This is a genomic window from Curtobacterium sp. MCLR17_034 (assembly GCF_003234485.1).
Lineage (GTDB): Bacteria > Actinomycetota > Actinomycetes > Actinomycetales > Microbacteriaceae > Curtobacterium > Curtobacterium flaccumfaciens.
This window is the reverse complement of the sequence record NZ_QKTH01000009.1, coordinates 1-18,749: the sequence shown is the minus strand read 5'-3', so window position 1 is coordinate 18,749 and position 18,749 is coordinate 1. Positions and strand designations below refer to the sequence as shown.

At 70.0% G+C, this 18,749-nt stretch carries 18 protein-coding genes; 8 read left to right on the top strand and 10 right to left on the bottom strand.

Features of this window, described 5'->3' with window-relative positions; all coding sequences use genetic code 11:
* Positions 1 to 110: 110 nt before the first annotated feature.
* The gene (locus DEI98_RS10630; RefSeq protein WP_258370798.1) at positions 111 to 1,940 is read right to left on the bottom strand and encodes a BCCT family transporter; all 1,830 of its coding nucleotides are present in this window, start codon (positions 1,938 to 1,940) and stop codon (positions 111 to 113) included.
* 54 nt (positions 1,941 to 1,994) lie between these two features.
* Positions 1,995 to 2,279: a YrhK family protein gene (locus DEI98_RS10625; RefSeq protein ID WP_111100716.1), complete on the bottom strand. Its 285-nt coding sequence runs from the start codon at positions 2,277 to 2,279 to the stop codon at positions 1,995 to 1,997.
* Positions 2,280 to 2,536: 257 nt separating this feature from the next.
* Here DEI98_RS10625 and DEI98_RS10620 point away from each other — a divergent pair, with 257 nt between their 5' ends.
* From DEI98_RS10620 to DEI98_RS10605, 4 genes are read left to right on the top strand one after another with little or no spacing between them, the layout of a single operon-like run.
* Positions 2,537 to 3,808, top strand: a complete 1,272-nt coding sequence (locus tag DEI98_RS10620) for an ABC transporter substrate-binding protein (protein WP_111100715.1) — start codon at positions 2,537 to 2,539, stop codon at positions 3,806 to 3,808.
* Positions 3,809 to 3,833: 25 nt separating this feature from the next.
* Positions 3,834 to 4,805, top strand: coding sequence for a carbohydrate ABC transporter permease (locus DEI98_RS10615; RefSeq protein WP_111033103.1), 972 nt, complete (start codon positions 3,834 to 3,836; stop codon positions 4,803 to 4,805).
* The gene (locus DEI98_RS10610; protein ID WP_071405803.1) at positions 4,802 to 5,713 is read left to right on the top strand and encodes a carbohydrate ABC transporter permease; all 912 of its coding nucleotides are present in this window, start codon (positions 4,802 to 4,804) and stop codon (positions 5,711 to 5,713) included. The genes DEI98_RS10615 and DEI98_RS10610 overlap by 4 nt, the downstream gene beginning before the upstream one ends.
* 10 nt (positions 5,714 to 5,723) lie before the next feature.
* Positions 5,724 to 8,201, top strand: coding sequence for a TIM-barrel domain-containing protein (locus DEI98_RS10605; RefSeq protein ID WP_111100714.1), 2,478 nt, complete (start codon positions 5,724 to 5,726; stop codon positions 8,199 to 8,201).
* Between the two features lie 138 nt (positions 8,202 to 8,339).
* Here the strand turns inward: DEI98_RS10605 and DEI98_RS10600 are convergent, their stop codons facing one another.
* The 4 genes from DEI98_RS10600 to DEI98_RS10585 form a co-directional block, all read right to left on the bottom strand.
* Complete coding sequence (locus DEI98_RS10600) at positions 8,340 to 9,386, bottom strand: LacI family DNA-binding transcriptional regulator (protein ID WP_111094627.1); 1,047 nt, start codon at positions 9,384 to 9,386, stop codon at positions 8,340 to 8,342.
* Positions 9,387 to 9,475: 89 nt separating this feature from the next.
* Positions 9,476 to 10,189 (bottom strand): GAF and ANTAR domain-containing protein, encoded by a 714-nt coding sequence (locus DEI98_RS10595; protein ID WP_111100713.1) that lies wholly within the window; start codon positions 10,187 to 10,189, stop codon positions 9,476 to 9,478.
* Positions 10,186 to 10,899: a GAF and ANTAR domain-containing protein gene (locus DEI98_RS10590; RefSeq protein WP_110864821.1), complete on the bottom strand. Its 714-nt coding sequence runs from the start codon at positions 10,897 to 10,899 to the stop codon at positions 10,186 to 10,188. The genes DEI98_RS10595 and DEI98_RS10590 overlap by 4 nt, the downstream gene beginning before the upstream one ends.
* Positions 10,892 to 11,689 carry a helix-turn-helix transcriptional regulator gene (locus tag DEI98_RS10585; protein WP_111100712.1) on the bottom strand — a complete coding sequence of 266 codons (798 nt, stop codon included), beginning with the start codon at positions 11,687 to 11,689 and terminating at the stop codon, positions 10,892 to 10,894. Before DEI98_RS10585 ends, DEI98_RS10590 begins: the two co-directional genes overlap by 8 nt.
* A 184-nt stretch (positions 11,690 to 11,873) precedes the next feature.
* On the opposite strand from DEI98_RS10585, the gene DEI98_RS18680 reads away from it, so the two are divergent.
* The 4 genes from DEI98_RS18680 to DEI98_RS10570 all read left to right on the top strand — a co-directional run bounded on the left by DEI98_RS18680 (position 11,874) and on the right by DEI98_RS10570 (position 14,710).
* On the top strand, positions 11,874 to 12,206 hold the full coding sequence (locus DEI98_RS18680) for a hypothetical protein (RefSeq protein WP_181438013.1): 333 nt from the start codon (positions 11,874 to 11,876) through the stop codon (positions 12,204 to 12,206).
* Positions 12,200 to 13,240, top strand: coding sequence for an AraC family transcriptional regulator (locus DEI98_RS10580; RefSeq protein WP_181438012.1), 1,041 nt, complete (start codon positions 12,200 to 12,202; stop codon positions 13,238 to 13,240). The genes DEI98_RS18680 and DEI98_RS10580 overlap by 7 nt, the downstream gene beginning before the upstream one ends.
* Positions 13,241 to 13,374: 134 nt before the next feature.
* A complete protein-coding gene (locus DEI98_RS10575; protein ID WP_110864824.1) occupies positions 13,375 to 14,484 on the top strand; it encodes an acyl-CoA desaturase in 1,110 nt (369 codons plus the stop codon).
* A 16-nt stretch (positions 14,485 to 14,500) separates the two neighbouring features.
* The gene (locus DEI98_RS10570) at positions 14,501 to 14,710 is read left to right on the top strand and encodes a cold-shock protein (protein WP_071405807.1); all 210 of its coding nucleotides are present in this window, start codon (positions 14,501 to 14,503) and stop codon (positions 14,708 to 14,710) included.
* 333 nt (positions 14,711 to 15,043) lie between these two features.
* Here the strand turns inward: DEI98_RS10570 and DEI98_RS10565 are convergent, their stop codons facing one another.
* The 4 genes from DEI98_RS10565 to DEI98_RS10550 all read right to left on the bottom strand — a co-directional run bounded on the left by DEI98_RS10565 (position 15,044) and on the right by DEI98_RS10550 (position 18,384).
* Complete coding sequence (locus DEI98_RS10565; protein ID WP_146243494.1) at positions 15,044 to 15,553, bottom strand: hypothetical protein; 510 nt, start codon at positions 15,551 to 15,553, stop codon at positions 15,044 to 15,046.
* A gap of 289 nt (positions 15,554 to 15,842) precedes the next feature.
* A complete protein-coding gene (locus tag DEI98_RS10560) occupies positions 15,843 to 16,262 on the bottom strand; it encodes a hypothetical protein (protein ID WP_146243493.1) in 420 nt (139 codons plus the stop codon).
* 80 nt (positions 16,263 to 16,342) lie between these two features.
* Entirely contained in the window at positions 16,343 to 18,100 is a 1,758-nt protein-coding gene (locus DEI98_RS10555; protein WP_111100708.1) for a hypothetical protein, read from the bottom strand.
* Complete coding sequence (locus DEI98_RS10550; RefSeq protein ID WP_042540440.1) at positions 18,100 to 18,384, bottom strand: hypothetical protein; 285 nt, start codon at positions 18,382 to 18,384, stop codon at positions 18,100 to 18,102. The genes DEI98_RS10555 and DEI98_RS10550 overlap by 1 nt, the downstream gene beginning before the upstream one ends.
* Positions 18,385 to 18,749: the final 365 nt, after the last annotated feature.

Genomic DNA, 18,749 nt, shown 5'->3' with positions numbered 1-18,749 from the left:
GTCAGGTGGTCGCGTCGACGGCCCGTGCGCGGTTCCGTCTCTGGTGCGAGGGCACGTTCGTCGCACCGACTACGGAACCTCGCACCACACCGCGCGCGCCGCGCGGCTCGTCAGCGCTCCGGCTGCTCCGTCGCGGGCCCGTCGTCCGCTGCCGGTCGCGCGTCGAGGCTCGGGTCGACCGCCGGGTCGGCCGAGACCGACTCTGGCCGCACCGGGAAGTCGTCGAGCGCGCCCGCGCCCACCGTCGGGGCCGCGGTTCCGCGGCCGCCGCGCACGCGGTTCTTCACCGCGGCCCAGGGGCGGCCGAGGCCGGACCGTGCCGGACGCTCGGTCGGTGCCTCGACCTCGAGGCCGTAGTAGGCGCCGACGTGCTCGAGCAACACCTCGCGCTCGGCCTTGTCGTAGGCCCGGCGCTCGCGCGTGAAGGCGATGATCGTCGACCAACAGGTGAGCAGCAGGACGATGCTGAACGGCAACGCGGTCGTGATCGCCGCCGTCTTCAGGGCGTTCAGTCCACCGCTGAGCAGCAGGGCGACGGCGAGCAGCGCAGCGACAGCGGCGAAGAAGACCCGCAGCCAGTTCTTCGGCTCGATGTCACCGCCCGACGCGATCATCGCCATCACGAGCGACCCGGAGTCCGACGAGGTCACGAAGAACACGCCGATGAGCAGGATCGCGCCGTAGGTCAGGACCATGCCGGCGGGCAGGTCACCGAGGACCGCGAACAGCGAGCCCTCGATGTCGACCGAGCCGTCCGAGCCGATCAGGCCACCCGAGCCGTCGGTCTGGCGGTGGATCGCGGTGCCGCCCAGGACGGCGAACCACAGGAACGTGAGCGCGGTCGGCACCAGGAGGACGCCGAACACGAACTGTCGGACCGTGCGGCCCTTGGAGATGCGGGCGATGAAGACACCGACGAACGGCGCCCACGACATCCACCAGCCCCAGTAGAAGGTGGTCCAGGCGCCCTGCCAGGCCTCGCCCTCGGCGCCCTGCTGCGCGGTGACGTTGAACGACAGACCGACGATGTTCTGCAGGTAGGAGCCGATCGACTGCACGAAGTCACGCAGCAGGAACTGCGTCGGGCCGACGATGAGCACGAACAGCAGCAGTGCGGCGGCGAGCAGCAGGTTGAAGTTCGACAGGATCTTCATGCCCTTGGTCACACCGGTGACGAGCGAGACGATCGTGACGGCCGTGATCACCGCGATGATGGCGATCTGGCTGACGATGCTGCTGTCGGCGATGCCGGCGCTCTCGAGTCCGGCGCCGATCTGGATGACGCCGAGGCCGAGCGAGGTCGCCACACCGAACAGCGTGCCGACCAGGGCGATGACGTCGATCAGGTTGCCCCAGCCGCCGCGCACGCGGTTGCCGAGCAGCGGCTCGAGGGCCCAGCGGATCGACACCGGACGACCCCGGCGGTGGATCGCGTACGCCAGGGCCAGGCCGAGGACGACGTAGATCGCCCACGCGTGCAGGCCCCAGTGCAGGAACGTCTGGGTCAGTGCCTGCTGCGCGAGCTCCTTCTCGTTCCCGGTGACGCCGGGGCGCGGGGAGGCGAAGTGGCTGAGGGGCTCGGAGACGCCGTAGAAGACGAGGCCGATGCCCATGCCGGCGGCGAAGAGCAGCGAGAACCACGAACCGGTCGAGAACTCGGGCTCGTCCTGGTCCTTGCCGAGCTTGATGTCACCGAAGCGGCTGAAGCCGACGAACAGCGAGAAGCCGACGAAGAACGCGGCGATCAGCACGTAGTACCAGCTGAAGTTCTTGACGATGCCGTCCTGCAGACCGAGGAACAGCGCCTCGGCGGTGGAGGGGGAGATCAGGGTGAAGGCCACGAACCCCAGCACGATGACGGCGGCGGGCCAGAACACCCACCGCCGCAACTGCGGCGTCGTGGTCACGGGTCCGGGCAGGGGAGGAGTGGTGCTTGCCATGCGGTCCATGGTGCCTGCTCGCGATCCTGTGTGTTCGCCCAGGCGTGTCGTGGTTCAGAAATCGCGCGCGGACTCCGTGGGGTTCCCCCGGCCGACCCGGGCGAGGTGGAGCCTCCGTGACAGCCGGATCACGGGACGGATGAGCAGCTGGACGCTCCCGATCAGGAACAGCCAGGTGCCGGCCGTCGTGGTGCTCTCGGAGAAGAAGAGGACGCTGCCGACGATGAACCAGAGCGCCACCATCACGTCGTTGATGATGCTGATCGTCTCGTAGACCCCGCGGATGCGGAGCTCCTCGTGCCCCACCCGGAGTGCGATGTCCCGTTCGTCCTCAGCCATCAGACGATCCTGCCAGCTCCGTGCCGTGTCCGTCCCGGTGGGCGCGGCGCGCGGCGGTGGACGCGCTGCGCGGCGGACGGGAGGCGCGGGGCGGGCTGGCGCCGTGCCTCCCGTCCGTGGGGCGCACTGACCACTGCCACATGCGATTACAACGTTGACGTACGCTTTACAGCGCTGTAAACAGGAGCCTGCGCGACGATGCGCGACGAGGGAGAGACCCGATGGTGGGAAGCAGGACCGCAACACTCCAGGCGGCGGTGAGCCGGCGGGGGTTCCTCGCGGGCGCGGCCGGTGGCATCGCACTCGGCACGATGGCGCTCGCCGGGTGCGCGACCCCGGGGCGTGCCGCCGGTGGTGCCACGACGCTCCGCTTCTACGAGCAGAAGCAGGAGGTCATCGCGTACTTCGACAAGCTGCTGCGGCGGTTCGAGGGGGAGCACACCGGCTTGTCGGTCGTGCACGACAACACGTCGGCCATCGCCCCGCAGTTCGTCCGCGGCGAACCGGCGGACGTCGGGTGCTTCAACGACAACCTCGAGCTCGCCCGGTACATCTCGCGCGGCGTGCTCAGCGACCTCAGCGACCTGCCGTCGGCAGCGCGGGTCCGACCGGACATCGACACCCTGACGAACCAGTACGCGAAGTTCGAGGACCGCACGAGCGTGCTGCCGTACTCGCTCGCGGCGGCCGGGGTGATCTACAACAAGCGCATCTTCGCCGAGCACGACCTGCCGGTCCCGACGACGTGGGACGAGTTCGTCGAGGTCTGCCGGACACTGCAGAAGGCTGGCGTCACGCCGATCTACGCCACCGACCGGGACACCTGGACGCTCTGGCAGGGCCTGTTCGACTACTCGGTGGGCAGCCTCGTCGACACCGGCTCGTTCTTCCGGAAGATGAAGGCCCTCGGCGCCGACGTCGGCCCGGACTCCGAGGTGTCGTTCGAGAAGGACTTCGCGGTGCCGATGGAGCGCGCGAAGACCATCTCGTCGTTCTTCAACCGCGACCACGCCACCCGGGCCTACGCCGACGGCAACCTGGCGTTCGGCAAGGGCGAGGCCGCGATGTACCTGCAGGGCCCGTGGGCGCTCGGGCAGATCGCGCTGATCGACGAGAAGCTGCCCGTCGGCACCTTCGCCCTGCCGGTGTCGAACGACCCGGCCGACCGCAAGGCCCGGGTCAACATCGACCTCGGGCTCTGGATCCCCACGGCGTCCGAGCACCCGGAGCAGGCGAAGGAGCTCGTCGAGTTCCTCATGCAGCCCGAGGTCATCGACGCCTACAACCGCGACAACCTGGCGTACTCGCCCCGCATCGACGCACCACCGCAGCAGGACGAGCGCCTCGCCGGCCTGCAGCAGTACGTCGACGACGCGGCGTTCTACCAGGGCGCCGGCACCTTCATCCCCACGTCGATCCCGCTCGGCAACTACCTGCAGTCGGCGATCCGGAGCGGGGACTTCACCTCGATGCTGCAGCGGCTCGACTCGGACTGGCGGCGGCTCGCCGGCCGTTCCGCGACGGTCTGAGCCGGACCAGGACACAGGAGTCACCATGACCATGCAGACCCCGCTCTCCCGCGACACCGACCCGGACACCTCCGGACCGGCGACCGACGCAGCCCGCACGCACCGGCGTGTGGGTTCCCGCGGTGTCGGTTCACTCAGCCGCACCGAGGGCATGTACTACCTGTTCCTCGTGCCGGCCCTCGTGCTGTTCACGGCGTTCGTCGTCGCCCCCGCCTGCGTCGGCGTCTTCTACAGCTTCACCGACTACCTGGGGTTCGGGCAGTGGGACTTCATCGGCGTCGAGAACTACAAGGCGCTCGTCTCCGACCCGGCGATCCTGGCGTCGTACGGCTTCACGCTCGGCTTCGCGGCCGTCACCGTCGTCGTCACGCAGGTCGTCGCGCTGTCCCTGGCGATCGCCCTGGCGAAGAAGATCCGGTTCGCCGCCGGGTTGCGGTCGGTGTTCGTCATCCCGATGGTGATCTCGGGGATCATCGTCGCCTACGTGTTCAACTTCCTGTTCTCGAACACCGTGCCGGCCCTGGCCACCAGCGTCGGCTTCGGCCCGCTCGAGCAGAGCATCCTCGGCGACCCGAACCTCGCCTGGCTCGCGATCGTGATCGTGTCCGCCTGGCAGACCGTGCCCGGCGCGCTCCTCATCTACACGGCGGGGCTGACGTCCATTCCCGAGGAGCTGTACGAGGCCAGTGCGCTCGACGGCGCGACCGGCTGGAAGCAGCTCCGCTCGATCACGCTCCCGCTGCTCGGCGGCTTCATCGTCATCAACACCGTGCTCGGTGTGAAGGGGTACCTCGGCGCCTACGACGTGATCGTCGGTCTGACCAACGGCGGCCCCGGCAGTGCGACGAGCAGCGTCGCGATGACCATCTTCGGCGGCTTCACCGGCGGCGACTACGCCTACCAGATGGCGAACGCGACCGTGTTCTTCATCATCACCGTCCTCATCTCCGTGCTGCAGCTCGCGGCGACCCGCGGAAGGAACCTGCGACTCGCATGACCGCCATCGACACACGACCCCCGACCGACACCCGCGCCGTGACCACCGGCGGTGGAGGGCGTTCCGGCCGCGGCCCCCGCCGACGACTGGGCGGCACGAACTGGACGCTGACCGTGGTCCTCGGCCTCGCGTCGCTGACCGTGCTCATCCCGCTGTACGTGACGCTCTCGATGGCGTTCAAGACGACCGAGCAGTCCGTCGACGGCAATGCACTCTCGCTGCCGTTCCCGTTCAACCCGGGCTCGTTCGCCGAGGCCTGGCAGCTGACCCGGTTCCCGGTGTCCTTCTCGGTGTCGCTGGGCGTCGCGGCGCTCACCGTCGTCGCCACGCTGCTGCTCAGCTCGTTCGCCTCGTACGCGATCGTCCGGAACTGGCACAAGCGGTTCTTCCGGTACTCGTTCGTCTACCTGCTCGCGGCGATGTTCCTGCCGTTCCCGGTGGTGGCGCTGCCGCAGATCAAGCTGACCGCCGAGATCGGCCTCGACAACCCGATCGGCGTCGGGATCCTGCACGCCATGTTCCAACTGTCGTTCAGCGTGCTGCTCTACTCCGCGTACCTGCGGTCGATCCCGGTCGAGCTCGAGGAGAGCGCCCGCATCGACGGGGCGTCCACGTGGCAGATCTTCTGGCGGATCATCCTGCCGCTCCTCGGCCCGATGAACGCGACGGTCGGCATCTTCGCGTTCCTGGCATCGTGGAACGACTTCATGATGCCGTCGCTCATCACGGCGGATCCGGGGTTGCAGACCCTGCCCGTGGTGCAGAACATCTTCCAGAGTCAGTTCGGCACCAACTACAACGTCGCCTTCGCCTCGTACCTGATGGCGATGGCGCCCACGATCATCGTCTACCTGTTCGCGCAGCGCTGGGTCATCAGCGGCGTGACGCAGGGCGCGGTCAAGAGCTGAGAGGCACCACGTGAGCAGCAGCAGCACCGGCACCAGCACCACCGGCACCACCGGCACCACCGGCGCCGTCCTCCCCACCATCCGTCCGTTCCCGGGCTCGGACCCGGTCGCCGACCCCGCAGCCGTCGTCACCGGCGACCACTGGCGCATCACCGTGCTCGACGCCGGGGCGTTCCGCGTCGAGTGGAGCGACGACGGCGGGTTCGAGGACCGCGCATCGACCTTCGCGATGCGCCGACGCCTGCCCGTGCCGGCCTTCACCGTGGAGCGGACGGTCGCCGCCGACGGCACCGGCACCGGCACCGCCGCCGGCGTCGTCGTCACCACGGACCGCGCCCGCCTGCGCTACGACGGCCGTCCCTTCAGCCCGAGCGGCCTGGTCGTCGAGACCACCGGCCCGGACGCCAACCGCTGGCGCTGGGGGCAGGAGCCGCGCGACCTCGGCGGCACCGGCCGCACCCTCGACGACGTCGACGGCCGGATGCCGCTCGAACCGGGGATCCTGGCCCGCGACGGCATCACCGCGCTCGACGACAGCGAGTCGTTCCTGTTCGCGGACGACGGCTGGATCGGCACGCGGGTCCCCGGGCGCCGCGACGTCACGGTCTTCGCGTACGGCCGTGACTACGACGCCGCACTCCGCACGTACCACGCCGTCTCCGGCCCGCCGTCGCGGATGCCGCGGTGGGCACTCGGCAACTGGTGGAGCCGGTACCACCCGTACAGCGACACCTCGTACCTCGAGCTGCTGGACCGCTTCGCCGACGAACACCTGCCGTTCTCGGTCGCCGTCATCGACATGGACTGGCACCGGGTGGACTCCGTCCCGCCGCGCTTCGGCAACGGCTGGACGGGGTACTCCTGGGAGCCGTCGCTGTTCCCGGACCCCGAGGCCTTCCTCGCCGAGCTGCACCGCCGGGGGATGCGCACGACGCTGAACCTGCACCCGGCCGACGGCGTGCGGGCGTTCGAGGACGCCTACCCCGCGGTGGCGCGGGCGATGGGCGTCGACCCGGAGACCGAGCAGCCGATCCCGTTCGACCCGACGGACCGGCGGTTCCTGCAGGCCTACTTCGAGCAGCTGCACCGCCCGCTTGAGGAGCAGGGAGTCGACTTCTGGTGGATCGACTGGCAGCAGGGTCGTGAGACCGGGCTGCCCGGGGTCGACCCGCTGTGGCTGCTCAACCACTTCCACCTGCTCGACTCGGCGCGACACGCGCCGTCGGGCGGAGACGCAGCCGCAGTCCCGGCCCCCGTCGACGGCATGACCTTCTCGCGCTACGCCGGCCCCGGCAGCCACCGGTACGCCGTCGGGTTCTCCGGTGACGCCGTCGTCTCGTGGGCGTCCCTGGCGTTCCAGCCCGAGTTCACCGCCACCGCCGCGAACATCGGCTACCCCTGGTGGAGCCACGACATCGGCGGCCACACCCGCGGCGTCCGCGACGACGAGCTCGCCACCCGCTGGGTGCAGTTCGGGGTGTTCTCACCGATCATGCGCCTGCACTCCGCGAACAACCCGTTCATCCGCAAGGAGCCCTGGGTGTTCCCGGCCGAGGCCCGCGCCGCGATGGGCGAGGCGCTCCGCTTCCGTCACCGCCTGGTGCCGTACCTGCACACCATGAACCACGGCACCGCCGAGGGAACCGCGCTGGTCCGGCCGCTCTACCACCTGGAGCCGCGCCGCGACGAGGCGTACCGGGTGCCGAACACCTACGCGTTCGGCTCGGAGCTGCTCGTCGCCCCGATCGTCGTACCCCGCGACCCGGTCAGCCGCCACGGGGTCGCCCGGGCCTGGCTGCCGCCGGGCACCTGGACCGACGTCTTCACCGGCACGGTGTACGCGGGCGACCGGTTCGTCGACCTGCACCGCACGCTCGACACGGTGCCGGTCCTGCTGCGCGCCGGTGGGATCCTGCCGCTCGCCGCGGCCGATCAGCTCGACGCCACCGTCAACCCGACGGCGTTCGAGGTCCTCGTCGCACCGGGTGCGGCGGGTGACTTCACCCTGGTCGAGGACCACGAGGGCGAGGGCATCCGCACCGCCCGGACCCGTCTGACCTGGGACCCAGAGCACGCCGAGTTCCGGGTGCACGCCACCACCGGAGCCCTCGACGTCGTCCCCGCCCACCGCGACTGGCGGATCACGTTCCTCGCCGCACCGGCCGACGGGCAACCGACATCGGCACGCTGGGCCGACCGGTTCTCGGTCGACGTGTCCGTCGACTCGGCGTCGGGCGGATCGGTCACGCTGGTCGGCGCTCCGGTCGTCGGTGTCGACGCGCGGGAGGCCGTGCGGCGGGTCCTCGAGGGCGCGCAGGCCGGCAACCCGGAGAAGCTCGAGGCGTGGGAGGTCGTGGCCAAGGACCTGCCGCGTGCGGACCGCATCGTCGAGCTCGGCACCGTCGGGCTGCCCGACGCCCTGCGGGACGTCGTCGTCGAGCTGCTCGGCAGCGTGCACCCGGGGGAGTCGGCTCCCGCAGGCCGCTGACGGCACGCGACGGGGGACGAGGCGGAGGGGCGGCTCGTGGCCGGGCCCGCCACGTGCCGTGGGACCGGCCGCACTGCAGACTGCAGACTGCAGACTGGAGGCTCGTGGCCGGGCGCGCGCCGGGCCTCCCGTCCGTCGTCAGGCGCCCCGGTGCGCCGCCCGGTCGGACGTGCCGTCCGCGTACGGCGCGCTCTCGCCGACGAGCAGGCGGTGGCCGACCGTGACCAGCCTGCCGGGCACGTCGGAGCCGTCCATCCGCTCGACCAGCAGGTCGAGCGCGGTGTCGGCGAGGGCGACCGTGTCGGGCGCGACGGAGGTCAGGCTCGGCACCAGGCTCGACCCGAGTCCGACCGCGTCCCACCCGACGACGGCGACGTCGCCGGGGGCGTCCAGGCCGCGCAGGCGCATCGCCCGGAGCGCCCCGAGCGCGGCCAGGTCGTCGCGGCAGAGCAGACCGTCGACGCGGAGTCCGGCGTCGAGCGCGGCGCCGAAGGCGACCTCGGCACCGGCGGCGTCACCGACCTCGCGGGGGACCAGCAACGCGTCGTCGAGCGGCAGACCCGCGGCGACGAGTCCGGCACGGTAGCCGTCCAGACGCAGTCCGGACGTGCGCGACGACGGACCGGTCTCGTGCCCGAAGAACCCGATGCGGCGGCAGCCGAGCGCCACGAGGTGTGCGACGGCCTCGGTGGCGGCCCCGGCGTTGTCGATGACGACCTGGTCGGCGTGCGGGGGCCGGACGTCCTCGCCGAGGAACACCACGGCGGTGTCCCCGCGGATCCGGTCGATGGCCTCGGGCGTGAGCACCTGCGGGTGGATCACGACCCCGTCGACCACACCGGCCTCACGTCCCCGCACCGCTGAGCGTTCACCGTCGGGGTCGCCGCCGGTCTCCTCGAGCAGGAGCTGGTAGCCGCGGTCGGCGCACACCCGCGAGAACACGTGGGCCAGTTCGGCGAAGTACGGACGCCGCAGGTCGGGGAACGCGAAGGCGAGCATGTTCGAGCGTCCGGTTGCCAGGGACCGGCCCGAGACGTTCGGGCGGTAGCCGAGCTCGTCGATCGCGGCCTGCACCCGACTGCGCATCGGGTCGCTGACGTGCTGGTAGCCGCGGACGACGTTGGACACGGTCTTCATCGAGACGCCGGCGTGTGCGGCGACGTCCTGCAGCGTGACCTTGCCCATCCGCTCACCGTAGCGGGCGGAGGGGGTCGTGGTTGCTCGCCCGCGGTCGTGCGTGCTCGCCCGCAGTCGGGGTTGCTCGCCCGCAGTCGTCAGGGGACGAGTCGGCGTTGCACGATCGCGCGGGCGACCTCGGAGAGCTGCTCGTGGTGCTCGAGCGCGTACCCACGGATCACCGCGAAGGCGTCCTCGATCGAGACGCCGCGCAGGTACGACACGACGCCCTTGGCCTGCTCGATCACCTCGCGCGAGCCGATCGTGCGCTGCAGCTGCGCGCGGACGACCTCGTGCTCGCGCAGGGACCGTTCGTGCAGGATGCCGATCGTCGCCACGTCCGCCAGGGCTCGGGCGACGCGCAGGTCCGACTCCACGAGCGCACCGACGCCGGCCCCGAACAGGTTGAGCGTGCCGATGACGTTGCTCCCCAGCCGGAGCGGGACGGCGTGCACCGACCGGAACCCGAGCGCGAGCGCACCCGTGCGGAACATCGCCCAGTCCGCCGGGGCGACGTCGATGTCCGGGCACGTCACGACTCGTCCGGTCGCGAACGAGGTCATGCAGGGGCCGGCCTCGGCATCGAGCTGCAGCACCTCGACGAGCCGGGTCGCCTCGGAGGTCGAGGCCACGACCTCGAGCTCCTGGTCGTCGTTCGCCAGCAGGATGCCCGCGGCGTCGATGCCGAGCACGTCGACGCACGTCTCGACCAGGGTCTGCAGCAGCTCCACGACGTCGTAGGCGTCCACCAGGGTGTCGGCGAGCGACGTGAACGTCTCGAGGATCCGGGCTTCTCGGCCTGCCGTCGTCACTGGACCTCCTCGATCAGGTCGCCTCGCTTCTCGAACCGGACCGTGCCGTCGAGGATCTCCTCCGCCACCCGCCGCATCGTCGTCCGGCGGGCGAAGGCGTGGCCCTGCAGCAGCAGGTAGGCGTCCTCGGGGCTGATGTCGAGCTGCGCGAGCACGACCCCGGTGGCCTGGTGCACCACGCGCCGCGACGACGGGCTCCGATCGAGCAGGGCGTCGTCCCCGTCCGCGATGGAGCGGAGCGCCCGGCGCAGGACCCGGCGGCTGACGGCCGAGGCGAGGGTCATGGCCTGCCGCACGGTGTCGCCCTCGATCGTCGCGGGCTGCGGCACGTACACGTCGATCGCGCCGAGCGGGAACGGCCCGAAGGCGACCGGGAACGCGAAGACCGCGCCGACGGGTTCGCTCCGGACGGCTTCGTTGAATGCGGGCCACGCGGAGTTCGGTCGACGGACGACGTCGGTCTCCAGCACCGGGGCATCGGTCGCGAGCGCGGCCCAGCAGGGACCCTCGGACAGGTCGAACTGGATCTCGTCGACGCGGGTGGCGACTTCGTCCGTCGCGGACACGGTCTCGCTCGGGCACAGGTCACCGAAGGTCGAGATCGAGACACCGCCCATCGGCAGCGCGAGCGCGAGCGGCCGACTGAGTTCGTCGTCGGCGATCTCCGCCGACCGGAGCGCACGGAGTGCACGCTCGAATGCGTCATCCATGGGCGCCTTCCCTGCCGTCTGTCGATCGTACGCGCTGGTCGGTGTCGGACGATCCGGACTGCGCAGGCGTGTTCGGCGGTGGGCCGGCGCGCCAGGCCGGCAGCTCTGCGGGCGGGTACGACCCCTGCTCGTCCTGCACCCGGAGCATCGCGTCCAGGGCCACAAGCGTCACGCCGGAGGTCTCGCGCACCACCGTCCGCACCGCGTTGCCGAGCAGGAACGCCATCAGGTCCTCGCTGCCGCCGTCCGGCCGGTAGTCCCGCCACGGACCGGCCCCCGCTCGCTGCAGCGCACCGGCGAGCACCGCCTTCGCGTCGTCGACGTCGACCTCGCAGTCGAGCACCAGGCGGAAGCGCCGCTGGTTCCGGTCCGACAGGCTCGGTGCGCCGTCCTCGTCGTCCTCGTCGTCCTCGGGAACGAAGGACCGCAGCGCCGACGAGGGCGCGATGCCGTACGCCGCACGGAACGCCGCAGCCATCCGGCCCGCGTTGCTGAACTGCCAGCGTTCGGCGATCTCCGCGATCGTCCGCCGGTCCGGCGCACCGGAGGCTTCCTGCAGGTCGCGACGGACACCCTCCAGGCGCACGGCGCGCAGGAAGGTTCCCGGGGACTGCCCGATCTCGGCCTGGAACCGCTTCTGCAGGCTCCGCGGCGACAGCTGCACGGCCGCGGCGACGTCGGCGACGGTGATGTGGGTCGCAGCCTGCTCGTGGACGAACCGCATCGCATCCCGGACCGCACGCGAGAGTCGGGGCGGGCCGTCCTGGGTCGCGCTGCTCCCGTCGCTCATGCGCCGACCGTACGGGACCCGCCGACGGCGCGCTCCCAGGGCACCGATCGAGGCGACGGATGATCCACCTTGCGCGGTACGAAGTCAACCCCTGACATGACCGGAATCGTCCTGTCGATACTGAAAGTGTCTCGTGCATCGCGGTCGAAGTGATGCGCCACATCGAACCGACAGGGAGGGCGCGATGGGACACCGCCAGGGATCCACGACCGTGATGACCGAGGCCGCCGTCTGGCAGCAGGTCGTCCACACCGATCGGATCCGTGCGCTCGCCGCGACGGACCCGACGGACATCCGCGTCCAGCCGGTCGACGCCGGGTGCTGGCGGGTGGTCGACGCCGCAGTTGCATGGGGGGACCCCGACATGCTCCTCGGCTTCATCGAGCGCACGGTGGACGGTTTCGACTGCACGCTCATGGCGGCGCTGCACGAGCACGACCGGCGAGCGAGCCTGCAGGACGCCCGCGCCTGGTTCGAACACCGCTGCGGACAGCGCTTCGACGAGGCACCGTGCTGACCGCGGTCCACGGGACCGACGCCGCCCGGACCGTCACCGCGAGGATCGACGCGCAGCGACGCCGCACCGAACGATCCGGTACCGACCGGGCCTTCGCCGCACGCGTGCTCGCCCAGGCCGGGCACGGCCGTGACGTGCGCTTCGACGTCGAGGACGACGCCTTCCGGCTGCCGTTCCGGTTCCGCTACCGGACCCGACGGGACGGTTGCGTGAGCCTCGTCACCGCGTCGGCGACCTCCGGCTTCTCCGGGGTCTTCGAGCCCATCGACCGCATCGTCGTCGGGTGGTCGAGCACCGGAGGTGTCCACATCGCCGTCGAGGACGGCGTCGTCCTCGAGACCCGCCCGGGCACGCCCGTCCTGATGCCGACGTCCGGGGAGTTCTCGGTGCGCGCCCCGAAGGGCACGCTGCAGCTCGTGAGCATCGACCGGTCGCTCCTCGACCAGGTGCGCTCGTCGCTGGGAGCAGCGTCCGAACTGCCGACGCGGGGTGCCGAGCCCGCCGTCGCTGCCCTCGAACACCTGCGCCGGTGCGTCGAGCAGGTGGCCGTCACCGCGACGCGCGACGGGTTCACGTCCGGTGCCCGGACCGGTGCGCAGGTCGCGCTGGTCGAGGCCGTACTCGGAGCCTTCGGCGTGCGGACGCCCGCGGTCCTCAGCCGGGCGGTGACGCCGTCGACGGTCGAGCTCGCCGAGGCCTACCTCGACGGACACTGCGAGCGGACGTTGTGCCTGGCCGACATCTGCGACGCCGTGGGCGTGAGTCCGCGGACCCTGCAGACGGCGTTCATGCGGGAGCACGGTGTCTCACCGATGACATTCCTGCTGCGGATGCGGCTCGACCGGGTGCACGCTGTGCTGGAGTCCAGCAGCCGGCAGGAGACGAGTGTGAGCGAGGCTGCGATGGCCTGGGGCTTCCGGCACCTGGGGCGGTTCTCGGGGACGTACTTCCGCCGGTTCGGGGAGTACCCGGGGCAGACGTTGCGTGCATCGTCCGGTCGGTGCGCGGACGGTCCGGAGCGCCACGCGGGCTGAGTTCGCGCATCGCGCAACGTGTTCTGGACACCACGGTGAACACGCAACTTCGGCCCCTAGGGTCGCCGCAAGCGCAATCGCGTGAACTCCCTCGAACCGGTTGAAGGACCGATCCGTACCGGAAGGCGGTCCACATGACCACCACTCCGCTCGCTCCGGGTTACACCCGCACTCGTCCCGCTACGGGGGCTCGCAAGGGCACCTCGACCTACTCCGCGCTCCTGGCGCAGGTGAAGGAGAACGGCCTCCTGCGCCGTCGTACCGGTTTCTACTGGGCACTGTTCGGCGCACTCGTCGGCAGCCTCGCCCTCACCTGGGTCGCGTTCGCGTTCCTGGGTGACTCGTGGTTCCAGCTCATCGTGGCCGGTGCGCTGGGCGTGCTGTTCACGCAGTTCGCGTTCCTGTCGCACGAGGCCGCGCACCGTCAGGTGTTCGAGTCCCAGAAGTGGAACGACCGCGCTGGCCGCTGGCTCGGCACGTTCCTGGTGGGACTCAGCTACTCGTGGTGGATGAACAAGCACACCCGCCACCACGGCAACCCCAACACCGTCGGCAAGGACCCGGACATCGCCCCCGACGGCATCCGGTTCCTGCCGGAGGACGCCGCCGCCGTCAAGGGCGGCGCCATGAAGACCTTCATGCGCTTCCAGGGATGGCTGTTCTTCCCCCTCCTCACGCTCGAGGGCCTGAACCTGCACCGCTACGCCGTGATGTCGATCGTCACCGGCAACGGCACCAAGGCCGACAAGAAGCACCGCCTCATCGAGGGCGCCCTGCTCGTGGCGCGGTTCGCGATCTACCTGACGGTGGTGTTCTGGTTCCTGCCGTTCGGGATGGCGTGTGCGTTCCTCGGGGTGCAGCTGGCCGTGTTCGGCGTGATGATGGGGGCCTCGTTCGCCCCGAACCACAAGGGCATGCCGACCATCGCGCACGACGCGAAGGTCGACTTCTTCTCCCGCCAGGTGCGCACCTCGCGCAACATCCGTGGCGGCTGGTGGGTGTCGTTCCTGATGGGCGGGCTGAACTACCAGGTCGAGCACCACCTGTTCCCCTCGATGCCGCGTCCGGCGCTGAAGCAGGCCCGCCTGCTCGTCCGTGACCACTGCGACACCCTCGACGTGCCCTACACCGAGACCACGCTGCTGCGTTCCTACGGCATCGTCGTCCGGTACCTCAACCGCGTCGGCCTCGCCGCCCGCGACCCCTTCGCGTGCCCCATGGTCGCGCAGCTGCGCATCCACTGACGCCGTGCTGACCGCCATGCCCACGGGCACCGTCAAGTGGTTCGACCACAGCAAGGGGTTCGGCTTCATCCACCCCGACGACGGGTCCCAAGACCTGTTCGCGCACTTCTCCAGCATCGTCGCGGCGACCGGCTCCCGGCCGCTCGCCCAGGACGACCACGTGCAGTACGAGATCGGGCCCGGCAAGAAGGGTCCGCAGGCGGACAACATCTCGATCATCCGCTGATCGGCACCACCAACGAGCAACGCCCCGACCGGTCCGGTCGGGGCGTTGCTCGTTGTGCGCGTCGCCGTCGCTGGCCGAGCCTCGCTCCGCTGGACGGACCGCGCGTCCCGGCACCCGCAGCCTGTCGTCGGAACCGAGTCTCGGCAGGAGCCGCCGGCCCGGCGCACCACGAGCTCGGGCCGTGATCTCGCGCCGAACGACAGTCCACGCCCCGTGAACCACGCAAGGTGTCGCTCAGCCCGAAACGAGGCGGGCGTTCACTCGCTCATATCGACGCTGGCCCTGTCGAGATCTTCGGTCTCGGAAGCACGGGCCTCCAGCGCATCGGTGTGATCAACGGTCGGACAAGGAGCCCCGATAGCAGGGCGAGAACGAAGCGATCCGGACGGTCAGTGATTCGTTGTCGACAGTGACCAGGTATCGCTCGCCGGTGCCGCGGCTGAGCGCGAGCCGTTCGAAGCCCTTGCTGGTCCGGTCCGTCTCGGCAGTGAACGAGGAGCCCGTTGAGAACTCGGACCGTATCTGGCCGTACGCGGGATCCGCTGCTTCTGACTTCGTCAGCCGCAGGGTGATGCCGCCGGCAGACTGCACCTCTGAATCAGAACATGCGAGCAGTACCCACTTCCGAGTTGCCTCAGACGAAACCTTCTCGGCGTCGAACGTGTCGGCGATCTTTCGTTGCACAGCATCCGTGCGCTCCTCGGCCGCAGCACGGGCCTCCGCTTGCTCGGAACCGGATGAGGTCGTCGGTGTTGCCGTCGTGGGTTGCCCTCCGGTGCATGCGCTCAGTGCGAGGGCGATGATCGCCCCGATGGCGGATGAGATGGCCGGGTGTCTGGTCACAGGAAGATCTCCTCCACGAGGTCGTCAAGGACGTCCGGGTTTCCTTCGATCCGAGCAACCTTGTCGTGCTGGCCCATGAGGTTCCGGAATCGTACAAGTTCACGTCCTCGGGCGGCGGCCGCAGTACTCGCCGTGGCCGAACGCAGGGTTCCGACGAGGATTGTTCCTGTCCCACACCCCGCCCGCCCCCGCTTGCCCGACCTGCAGGATGTCGACGTAGGAGTAGTCCGTGTAGGTGGCCTGTCTGTTGGGCTGCCACATCTCCACGGCCGCCGAGGCGGGCGTTCACTCAGTCGTCGTTCAACGAACCCGGGAAACACTGCGAGAACGACGACAACCGGACTTTCTTGGTGTCGTTGTAGATCGTGACGAGGTACTGGTCGTCGTTCGTCCCGGTGAGCGTCAGTCGCTTCGCGCCCTTGCCGGTCGTGTCAGTGGCCGCCGTGTACCCGTCGTCCCGCACAGCGGCGGTGATCGCGTCGTAGGTCTCATCGACGTCCACTGGGCGCGCCAGCGTGATGGCGGCGCCGCCCGCTGCCGAAACAGTGGTGTCCGAGCAGGCCAGCAGCGTCCAGTCGATCGTGCGGCTGCTGGCGACCGCGTCGTCCGGGATCGCACCGATCACCCGGTCCTGGATCTCCGTCGTGCGACGTTCGGCAGTTGTCCGGGACACCGAGGCGGTTGCGCCCGGCTCGTGTTGTTCCTTCATCGATGGTCCTCCAGCGCAGGCAGTGATGGACAGTGCGAACGTCGTCACGAGACCCGCGACGAACCAGGCGGAGCGGGTGGTCACTCGAAGATCTCCTCGGCGAGTTGGTCGAGGACGGCGCGATTGCCCTCGATGCGTGCGACCTTGTTGTGCTGGTCCATCAGGTTTCCGAAATCGTACGGGTTCACGTCGGTCGGTGCCGGACCGTAGTACTCGTCGTGGCCGAACGCCGGGTTCCACCGTGGATTGTTGCCGTCCCAGACTTGTCGGGTGCCCTGCCCGAGCTGCAGGATGTCGTAGTAGGAGTGGTCCGTGTAGGTCGTCATCGGGTTGGGCCGCCAGGTCGGCGGCATACCCGCTCCGGACAACGATGTGACCTGCCCGTACTGGGTCCCCAGGGTTTCGGACGTGGTGATGTTCGCCAGACCCCAGCTGTGTCCGATGGCAGTTCGCTGCGTGTTCGCGAGGTTCGGGTCCACATCCAGTCCTGCTGACAGTTGGCGGAGTCGTTCAGCCGGGGCCAGTGCGAAGTTGGGGTCGTTCGCCTCGTTGACGCCGGCTGGCCCAGGGGTCTCCTCGCCGGGGAAGACGCCGTCCTTCGCCACGAGGACCACCGTGTCATCGGGCGACTGGTTGTGCAACCACTTGCCGACCTGTTGCACGCTGCCGTTGTAGAAGGACTCGACATTGCTGAAGGTCCCGGGCACGTACGTGATCACGTGCTCCGTGTCCGGTGAGGGCGTGCCGATCATCTCGATGATCCGATGGTCCTTCGGGTCGTACAGGTACAGCTGGGTCTTCGGCGGCTCGGCCGTGACGCGGAGCAGGTACTTCTCCTCGAGCGCCAGCCGGTCGATCTCGTCCTTGGTCGACTTGTCGGTCCGACCGGAGAGCGCCTCGGACCAGGCCAGAGCCAGTCGGAGCGCCTGGAGCCGAGACTGCACGGCTGAGAGGCGGTTCCCCGCGAGGTTCTTGTTCGCCGCAACGCGCGCCGCGGGCGGGAGGCCGTTCAGTCCGCCGAGCACCGACGGCACTGCTGCGATGAGTGCCTGCTGCTCGGGGGACAGGGTTGCGTCGTCGCCGTTCCCGAGTGACTGCCACCACGCACGCACCGCGCCGGGGTCGGCCTGCTGGATGGTCTCGACGACTTCGGGGTGGGCCTTCAGGAACGCTGCTGCCTCGTCAGCGCTCATACCCTGGAGCAGGGCGAGCAGCGTCAACGGGGTCGCACTCGCGATGTCGGACCCACTCAGCTTCTGGGGAAGTCCGTTCGCCTGACGGGCCGAGAGCGCGTCGATGCACCGCCGGTCGGCCGCACGACGCTGCTCGACGAGCGCGTCCCACTCCATGTCGAGGGACCGGGTCGTCGCGACTGCGTGGGACAGCTGGTCGTCGGCCCGGTTCGCGGTGGACTGCAGTGCAGCGCCCGCCTCGGGTGTCGTGGTGGCGTCCTTCGCAGCCGAGCGTGCTGCGTCGCGAGCCGTCTCGGACGCAGTCTGGGCGGACGCGAGAGCCGCTGCGGCCGAAGCCCGGGTGATCTCGAGCCGCTGTTGCTCCTGCTGCACCGCCTCGAGGTCCATCGCGTACCGCTCCAGAGCGGATGCCTGCTCGACGAGCGCAGCCCGGAGCATCATCGTGTCCGCGCCGAAGTCGCCGATGTTCGACAGGAACGGTTCCTTCGCGCGTCCCTTCCAGTCGGCGCTCTGGCCGTCGCTCGCGATGTCACGTAGGGTCCGCTCGACGTCCTGCAGCTCATCAGCCTTGGTGCGTCGCGCAGTCGCCAGCGCCGCGACGGCGGCGGTGTCGCCAGCTCCGGGATCGGTGGTCGTCCAGGACATCAGCGACCGCCAGACCGGCCCGCGAGGTCGTCCTCGACCGCGGAGATCTTGGTTGCCACCTCGCGCGGGTACTGCCCGATGGCGCTGAGGGACTGCGCGAGCACTTCGGCACGGTCGGTGATGGCGGTGCCCGCCGTCCCCAGCGCGTCTGCGACCTCGGCCGACCCGAGTGCGTCCTCTCGCGGATCGCTGAAGGTCCGGTCGAGCCGGACCGCCTGCGGTACCGGCGTCAAGGCGTTCGTCAGCGCATCGAGCGTCGTCTCGTCGACCTGCAGATCCCCCATCGGTCACCCCTCCCGTGGCCCTGCAACGACCATAGCAGCGGTCGCCACCGCACGCGGTGGGGCTGTGGAAGCGCCGACGAGACGGACTGGAGGCGCGGTGCGGTCTGGCACCGCGCCTCCAGCCCGTCGTTCCTCACGTCCACCGCAACCGACGCAAGTCGGCCCGGACCGCGCTGCTGCGTGGTCCGGGCCGACTGCGGTGTTGCGGCAGGTGTTACTTGATCTGTGCGGTGATGGTGGCGGTGCCGACGAGCAGGCCGCGCTTGACGGCGTCGGTGCCGAAGGTCTTGTTCAGCAGGCCGGCGGCGTCTTCGGAGATGTGGACGGTGGTGCCGGTGAGGATGGCGTTGTCGCCCTCGAGCTGG

Coding starts and splice junctions, on each gene's coding strand:
- DEI98_RS10615 (WP_111033103.1), top strand. CDS start 3,834: ATGACCATGCAGACCCCGCTCTCCCGCGACACCGACCCGGACACCTCC.
- DEI98_RS10550 (WP_042540440.1), bottom strand. CDS start 18,384: ATGGGGGATCTGCAGGTCGACGAGACGACGCTCGATGCGCTGACGAAC.
- DEI98_RS10630 (WP_258370798.1), bottom strand. CDS start 1,940: ATGGCAAGCACCACTCCTCCCCTGCCCGGACCCGTGACCACGACGCCG.
- DEI98_RS10575 (WP_110864824.1), top strand. CDS start 13,375: ATGACCACCACTCCGCTCGCTCCGGGTTACACCCGCACTCGTCCCGCT.
- DEI98_RS10610 (WP_071405803.1), top strand. CDS start 4,802: ATGACCGCCATCGACACACGACCCCCGACCGACACCCGCGCCGTGACC.
- DEI98_RS10625 (WP_111100716.1), bottom strand. CDS start 2,279: ATGGCTGAGGACGAACGGGACATCGCACTCCGGGTGGGGCACGAGGAG.
- DEI98_RS18680 (WP_181438013.1), top strand. CDS start 11,874: ATGGGACACCGCCAGGGATCCACGACCGTGATGACCGAGGCCGCCGTC.
- DEI98_RS10570 (WP_071405807.1), top strand. CDS start 14,501: ATGCCCACGGGCACCGTCAAGTGGTTCGACCACAGCAAGGGGTTCGGC.
- DEI98_RS10560 (WP_146243493.1), bottom strand. CDS start 16,262: ATGAAGGAACAACACGAGCCGGGCGCAACCGCCTCGGTGTCCCGGACA.
- DEI98_RS10585 (WP_111100712.1), bottom strand. CDS start 11,689: ATGAGCGACGGGAGCAGCGCGACCCAGGACGGCCCGCCCCGACTCTCG.
- DEI98_RS10555 (WP_111100708.1), bottom strand. CDS start 18,100: ATGTCCTGGACGACCACCGATCCCGGAGCTGGCGACACCGCCGCCGTC.
- DEI98_RS10600 (WP_111094627.1), bottom strand. CDS start 9,386: ATGGGCAAGGTCACGCTGCAGGACGTCGCCGCACACGCCGGCGTCTCG.
- DEI98_RS10590 (WP_110864821.1), bottom strand. CDS start 10,899: ATGGATGACGCATTCGAGCGTGCACTCCGTGCGCTCCGGTCGGCGGAG.